The following is a 954-nucleotide window of genomic DNA, read 5'->3' on the forward strand; positions in this document are numbered from 1 at the left end:
AGAGGCTGTATCATAAATAAATGATGCGGTCTTTTTTTTTATTTTAATACCCGTCCCCCATTTATCCACGTTCCTGGTGGAAAAATATTTGGATTTTTCTGTATTTGCTCCCAGAATGATTGCCTATTTTTAATTTATGGCAAGAGGAAAATCACTGGTAGTGTCCTTTAAAAGTAATCACCAGCATCAGGGTATGCTTCTACCTCCGGATCTAAGTGAGCTGGTTGCACAAAACCACCCGGTAAGAGTGGTTAGTGATATTTTAGATAAAGTAGACATTAGTCAGTTAATGCAGCAGTATAAACCAGGAGGAGCAAGTAACTATCATCCGCGAATGTTGCTGAAGGTATTGGTTTTTGCATATATAAATAATATATATAGTAGTCGAAAGATAGAGGAAGCCCTCCATCAGAATATCAACTTCATGTGGTTAAGTGGGATGAGTAAGCCGGATCACAATACAATTAACCGTTTCCGGGGCAAACGTCTTCAGAAATCCTTACAACCTATCTTTACGCAGGTAGTATTACTCTTATGTGAAGAAGGTGTTTTGAGTTTGAAAGAGCTTTATACTGACGGCACTAAGATTGAAGCTAATGCAAACAGATACAGCTTTGTATGGGGTAACTCAATAAAAACCAATAAGGCAAAAATGCAGCAACAGCTGAATGAATTATGGAAATACGCTCAAACTATAGCTGCCGCCGAATTAGACGATGATCATGATCCTTCTGGGTTTGATAAAATTGATAGTGAAAAAATTGAGCAAACAATAGCCACAATAAATGAGGCATTAAAGGATAAACCAATCGACAAAAAAATACGTCAGAAGCTGGGCTATGCTAAGAAGAATTGGCCATCTGCATTGGACCGTTATGCCCAGCAGGAAAGGATAATTGGCGATAATAGAAGCAGTTACAGCAAAACAGACGAAGATGCGACCTTTATGCGAAT

General features: G+C 38.4%; 1 protein-coding gene. It reads left to right on the forward strand.

Annotated features, from left to right (window positions below; genetic code table 11):
- Positions 1–136: 136 nt before the first annotated feature.
- A partial coding sequence (locus AB6805_RS32430) for a transposase (protein ID WP_370913576.1) occupies positions 137–954 on the forward strand: 818 nt, incomplete at its 3' end.

Source organism: Chitinophaga sp. RCC_12 (assembly GCF_041360695.1).
In the GTDB taxonomy this organism is placed as follows: domain Bacteria; phylum Bacteroidota; class Bacteroidia; order Chitinophagales; family Chitinophagaceae; genus Chitinophaga.